Source organism: Caulobacter sp., assembly GCF_049283275.1.
Lineage (GTDB): Bacteria > Pseudomonadota > Alphaproteobacteria > Caulobacterales > Caulobacteraceae > Caulobacter.
Window position 1 is genome coordinate 1 of sequence record NZ_JBAPVS010000072.1, and the last position, 5,464, is coordinate 5,464.

The 5,464-nt window shown below is 68.2% G+C and carries 6 protein-coding genes and 1 pseudogene; 4 read left to right on the forward strand and 3 right to left on the reverse strand.

Annotated elements, in window-relative coordinates:
* The coding region (locus tag WAL33_RS03545) for a DJ-1/PfpI family protein (protein WP_422178560.1) at positions 1–378 on the reverse strand (378 nt) is incomplete at its 3' end.
* Positions 379–505: 127 nt separating this feature from the next.
* Between WAL33_RS03545 and WAL33_RS03550 the strand changes: the two genes are divergently transcribed.
* Complete coding sequence (locus WAL33_RS03550) at positions 506–1,480, forward strand: GlxA family transcriptional regulator (protein WP_422178550.1); 975 nt, start codon at positions 506–508, stop codon at positions 1,478–1,480.
* A 132-nt stretch (positions 1,481–1,612) separates the two neighbouring features.
* On the opposite strand, the gene WAL33_RS03555 is transcribed toward WAL33_RS03550, so the two are convergent.
* The gene (locus WAL33_RS03555) at positions 1,613–2,176 is read right to left on the reverse strand and encodes a DUF1003 domain-containing protein (RefSeq protein ID WP_422178552.1); all 564 of its coding nucleotides are present in this window, start codon (positions 2,174–2,176) and stop codon (positions 1,613–1,615) included.
* A gap of 179 nt (positions 2,177–2,355) precedes the next feature.
* Between WAL33_RS03555 and WAL33_RS03560 the strand changes: the two genes are divergently transcribed.
* From WAL33_RS03560 to WAL33_RS03570, 3 genes are all read left to right on the forward strand, one after another.
* The gene (locus WAL33_RS03560; protein WP_422178554.1) at positions 2,356–2,535 is read left to right on the forward strand and encodes a YegP family protein; all 180 of its coding nucleotides are present in this window, start codon (positions 2,356–2,358) and stop codon (positions 2,533–2,535) included.
* 137 nt (positions 2,536–2,672) lie between these two features.
* Positions 2,673–4,130, forward strand: coding sequence for an alpha/beta hydrolase domain-containing protein (locus WAL33_RS03565; protein WP_422178556.1), 1,458 nt, complete (start codon positions 2,673–2,675; stop codon positions 4,128–4,130).
* Positions 4,131–4,382: 252 nt separating this feature from the next.
* Entirely contained in the window at positions 4,383–5,192 is an 810-nt protein-coding gene (locus tag WAL33_RS03570; protein WP_422178558.1) for an SDR family oxidoreductase, read from the forward strand.
* Here the strand turns inward: WAL33_RS03570 and WAL33_RS03575 are convergent.
* Positions 5,149–5,464: pseudogene (locus tag WAL33_RS03575) on the reverse strand (cell wall hydrolase); the annotation flags it as partial. The gene WAL33_RS03570 and the pseudogene WAL33_RS03575 sit on opposite strands and share 44 nt — an antisense overlap.

Below are 5,464 nucleotides of genomic sequence, written 5' to 3' on the forward strand. Positions count from 1 at the left end.
GAACAGGGCCAGCTGGTCGCGCCAGGCCCAGTGGCAGGCCGCCCGCCGGCCCTGCAGCAGCCCCGCCGCGCCCAGCAGCAGCGAGCCGGTGCAGACCGAGGTCACATAGCGGGCCCCGGCGGCCAGCCGCCGGATCTGGTCCAGGAAGGCCTGGTCGGCCATGGCCTGGGTCGTTCCGAAGCCGCCGGGCACGCACAGCAGGTCGCAGTGTTCGATGTCGGCCAGCCGCGCCACGTGGGCGAACACCAGGCCCTCGGCCTCGATCTCGCCCCCTGCCTGGCTGGCGACCACCACCTGGGCGCCGGGCAGGCGGCTGAGGATCTGGTGGGGGCCTGTGAAGTCCAGGTGGGTGACGTCAGGAAACAGAGCGAACACGATGTGGAACGGCGGCGGTTTGGGCACGGGAGGCCTCCTGTTGACGCCGCAGCATCGCCCGCCTAGCGTCTGACCGAAATGACATAGTTCCCTCGATATCCGCCAAACCAGATCCTGAGAGGCACGGGCCATGACCCGCGACATCGGCTTTCTGATCTTCCCCGCCTTCCAGCTGCTGGACGCGGCCGGGCCGATCGCGGCGTTCGAGATCGCCGGGCGCCTGGTTCCCGGCGCCTACCGCCTGCACCTCCTGGCCCGCGACCCCGGGGCCGTGCCCAGTTCGTCGGGCGTGGCGATGACCGCGCTCGCCTTCGCCGCCGCGCCGCGGCTGGACACCCTGATCGTCTCGGGCGGCGAGGGCACCCGGACGCCGGCGATCTGCGAGGCGACCCTGGACTTTGTCCGAGAGACCTTCCGCACCGCGCGCCGGACGGCCAGCGTCTGTTCAGGGGCCTACATCCTGGCCGCCGCCGGTCTGCTGGACGGCCGCCGGGCCACGACCCATTGGCAGCGCTCGCACGATTTCCAGCGGCGCTATCCCGCCGTGCGGCTGGAGCCCGACAAGATCTTCGTCCAGGACGGATCCTTGTGGAGCTCGGCCGGCATCACCGCCGGCATCGACATGGCCCTGGCGATGATCGGCGCGGACCTGGGCGAGGCGGTCGCCCGCCGCACGGCCCAGCAGCTGGTGGTCTATCACCGCCGCCCCGGCGGCCAGTCGCAGTTCTCGGCCCTGCTGGAGATGCAGGGCGGCCGCTTCGACGCGCTTCTGGCCTGGGCCCGCGAGAACCTGGCCCAGCCCCTGACGGTGGAGCAACTGGCGCAGCAGGCGGCGATGAGCCCGCGCAACTTCGCCCGCCAGTTCGCCGCCGAGACGGGCGCCACCCCGGCCAAGGCGGTCGAGCGCCTGCGGGTGGAGGCGGCCCGCGCCCTGCTCGACAGCCAGCCCCTGCAGGTCGAGGACGTGGCCCTGGAAACCGGCTTCGGTGATCAGGAGCGCATGCGCCGCGCCTTCCTGCGGGCGTTTGGCCAACCGCCGCAGGCGCTGCGGCGGAACGCCAAACTCACCCTCTCCCAGCCGGAGAGGGAGGGACCCGCCGCGTAGCGGTGGGAGGGTGAGGGGTGACACCCTCACCGTTTTCTCACAGCGCCCTGCCGGCACGCCGTCGGACGTCTAAACCCCTCACCCTCCCAAGCTCCGCTTGGGCCCCTCCCTCTCCCTTTGGGAGAGGGTTCCCTAGCCGCGCCCATCCGCCATCCGCTCGACCTGGGCCTTCAGGATCTCCAGCGTCTCGGTGTTGCAGCGCAGGATCTCGACCATTTCCTGCTCGCGCAAGGCGTCCAGTTTGGCGTGCAGGCGCATGATCTCCAGCTCGGCGCGCAGATTGACCAGGTAGTCGTGCTCGGCGTTCAGCCGGTCCTTCGTGGACTGGCGGTTCTGGCTCATCATGATCACCGGCGCCTGGATCGCGGCCACGGTCGACAGGATCAGGTTCAGGAAGATGAAGGGATAGGGATCGAAGGCCAGATGAAACGGCCGCAGGCTCAGGTTCAGCGCGATCCACAGCACCAGGCACAGGCTGAAGCCGCCGATGAACGCCCATGACCCGCCGACCGCCGCGACCTTGTCGGCCAGCCTGTCCCAATAGGTCCGGTCGTCGGCCACCAGCGCCTGGTTCAGGCCCGTGGGCGCTTCGGCGGCGATCAGGTCGATGACGCTCTTCTTCACCTCCGTCAGTTCGGCATAGGGGGTGTCCAGCAGGTCGCGGGACAGCTGGTCGAGACGTTGGTCGGGGTTCATGGGCGCTCGCACGGCGAAGGGTCCGTGGAAGATGCTCCTTCCGACGCCGCGTGCAAGGTCGGGGGCCTTGCCGCCGCCGCGCCCCCAAGGGCGGGACTTACCCGATTGACGCCCACACGGCCTGGATCGACGGTGCCGTCGTCGGCTTGACGACACAGGAAGCGCAAGGAGCGATCCCCATGGCCCACAAGTTTCTGATCAAGAAGAACAAGGGCGGCGAGTTCGTCGCCTACTTCACCTACAACGGCGAGACCATCTTCTGGACCGAAGGCTACGCCTCGAAGTCGGCGGCCAAGAACGCCATCGAGTCGGTCAAGAAAAACGGCCCGGCCGCCGAAATCGACGACCAGACGGACTAGGGCGTATCGACATTCAGCGCTTCGGGCTGACCAACCACGACCCACCCCTTCCATCCGTCATTCCCGCCCTCAAATGACGGGGATCCACCACTACTGGCAATTTCCCCGGCCCCTTGGCCTGACCTCAAGCTGGTTAGATGAATTTCGGGGCCCGCGAACGTCACCTTGCTTGCCGGGTGCGCGAAAGTCTGGCCCTTGAACGCATGCGTCTCAGCCGTCTTTGCTCCGTGTTCGCCGCCTTGGGCGTCCTCGTCCTGTCGGCCGCAGGGGGCGCAAAGGCGCAAGATCTCGTCTGGACGCCCGTGGCCGCCGAAGAGCCCCCGGGGAGCCTTGGCCGCCTCTATCCGTTCTTCGCCGCCAACCGCGACCTGGCTTTCGAGGGCTATGTCGAGCAGGAGGTTTTCGTCTCCGGGCAGGCGACGCCGCTCTCAGCGCCGTATGGCGCCGCTCCTGGCGAGCTTGCGACGGCAACTGGTCCAGCCAAGCCTTTCAAGACCCGCGTGCTTGTCCGTCGTCCAGATCGTCCGGAACGCTTCAACGGCGTGGTCATCATCGAATGGCTCAACGATTCGAACGGCTTTGACGCCGACAACGTCTGGTTGGCGCTGCAAGACCATCTGATAGCTTCGGGATACGCATGGATCGGCGTGTCAGCTCAAGGCTTCGGCGGGGTTGAAGCGCTGCGGGCGTGGAGCCCGGCGCGTTATGGCGACCTGCGGATCGAGAACGACGGCGCCATGGCGCAGGAACCGCTTTCACTGGATATATTTCGTCAGGTCGCGGCTAGTCTGCGCAACAGCGACATCACGCGTCTGATGGGCGGGCTCAAGCCGACGACGGTGATCGCTACCGGTCAGTCGCAGAGCGCCATTTGGTTGGCGGGGTTCATCAACGCCGGCCTGGCTCGGGCTCGGACGATCGACGCGTTCCTCCTGATCTCCGCAACGGGAGCCAAGATCGATCCGGCGACGCCGGCGCCCGTGCTGCGCGTAGTCGCGGAGGGAGACGCCGCGAGTTCCGACGCTGAGCACCAGCCCGAAGATTCCGCGCATTTTCGCCAATGGGAGATCGCCGGCGTCTCTCACGTAGATCGCCATCTACGAGCGGCGCGAGAGCCGGTGCAACTGCGTGACCTGGGAGCCTCGGTTCAGGCGACGATCGGGCCGAAATGCACGATCACGGCGATTGGAACTACGCCTCCAGCTTACATGGTCGAGGCGGCGGGGCTGGACAGTCTGGTCGCCTGGTCACGAGGAGGCTCGCCGATACCGGTCGCGCCGCGCCTCGTTCGTCAGCTCGATGCCGAAGGACGCTTGCACCGCGACAACCTCGGCTTGTCGTCCGGCGGCATCCGGCTTCCTGACATCGCCGCGCCGGTTGGCCTCAATGTAGGAAAGAACAGCGGAGCGGCGGCTTGCGGCTCGCAGGGCTACTACTTGCCCTTTGATATTCACAGCTTGCGGACGCTGTACCCAAGCCCGACGGCATACCGCCGGGCTGTCGCCCGGAGCGTCCGCGAAAACATCGCCGCTGGGTTCCTCCTGCCGAAGGATGGCGCCTTGATCCTGAGCGCCGCGCACAAAGCGTCGTGGTGAGTCCATCGGGCGGTTGCCATCGCCGCCGCTTGATCTTGACCGTCAGATTCCGACCGCGAGCAATTGTCGGTCTCGGGTGACACCCGCCCTTGCGGCGGACAAAGGGGTCCCGCCACAAGGGCGGGAATGACGAACTTAAAGGGAGGGGCCCGTCTGAATGTCGATCCGCCCCAGGCCCGCACCCCAAACCCTTGACCTCCCCGCCCTCCCGGGCGTCTGATCAGCGATAACAAATAAATCGGGAGGGGCGTCATGAGCGCAGCAAAGGGCCGCAAGGCCGTCTTCATCACGGGAGCCGCCAGCGGCATCGGCCTGGCCAGCGCCAAGCGCTTCGCCGCCGAGGGCTGGTTCGTGGGCCTGTCCGACATCGACATGACGGGGCTGAAGGCCGCCCTCCTGGCGATCGGGCCGGACAACGGCGCGACCTTCCGGCTGGACGTCCGCGACCGCTCCGCCTGGACCGCGGTCCTGGCCGATTTCGTCAAGCTGACCAACGGGCGTCTGGACGTGCTGATCAACAACGCCGGCGTGGCCAAGTTCGGGCCGTTCGACAGCCACCCGGACGCCGACATCGACCTGCAGCTGGACATCAACATCAAGGGGGTGATCAGCGGGGCCCGGGCGGGCTTGCCCTGGCTGAAGGCCACGCCGGGCTCGCGGCTGATCAACATCTCGTCCTGCGCGGGCCTGTACGGCTCGCCCAGCCTGGCGGTCTATTCAGCCACCAAGTTCGCGGTGCGCGGCTTGTCGGAGGCGCTGGACGTGGAGTGGCGGCCCTACGGCGTCAGCGTGGCCTGCGTGATGCCGTGGTTCGTCGAGACGCCGATCCTCAACGTCGGCGCGCCGGGGTCGAACCAGAGCATGGCCGACACCCTGCGCAGCGGCGGCCTGCCGGTCTATCCGGTGGAGGACGCCGCCGAGGTGGTCTGGCGCGCCGTCCATGGCAAGGACCTGCACTACTTCGTCGGCAAGCGGGCCAAGCAGATGCGCTTCGCCAGCAGCCACATGCCCGGAGCGCTTAGGAAGCAGCTCCAGTCGCGGCCGCTCCAGCGGCAGCCTTGACCGCCTCGCCCGAGGACGAGGTCTTGGTGGGGTGCATGGCGGGGGCCGAGGCCGGCTCGGAGGTCGGACCCAGCGGGCCGCCCACGCCGCCCGCGACCGTGGCGGGCTGAGCGGCCGAGGAGATCACCAGGGCGCTGGCCAGCTGGATCGGAGCGGACTTGCCGTCGGCGGTGGTCGGGGCGGGCAGGCTGGTCAGGGTCACGGTCGGCAGCTCGTCGGCCGTCGAAGGCTGCGGCGTGCGGCTGAACGCGCCCGGCGCGCCCGAGCGGCCG

Excerpts from the sequence above, each read along its gene's own strand:
- WAL33_RS03550 (WP_422178550.1), top strand. The coding sequence starts at position 506 with ATGACCCGCGACATCGGCTTTCTGATCTTCCCCGCCTTCCAGCTGCTG.
- WAL33_RS03555 (WP_422178552.1), bottom strand. The coding sequence starts at position 2,176 with ATGAACCCCGACCAACGTCTCGACCAGCTGTCCCGCGACCTGCTGGAC.
- WAL33_RS03560 (WP_422178554.1), top strand. The coding sequence starts at position 2,356 with ATGGCCCACAAGTTTCTGATCAAGAAGAACAAGGGCGGCGAGTTCGTC.
- WAL33_RS03565 (WP_422178556.1), top strand. The coding sequence starts at position 2,673 with ATGAATTTCGGGGCCCGCGAACGTCACCTTGCTTGCCGGGTGCGCGAA.
- WAL33_RS03570 (WP_422178558.1), top strand. The coding sequence starts at position 4,383 with ATGAGCGCAGCAAAGGGCCGCAAGGCCGTCTTCATCACGGGAGCCGCC.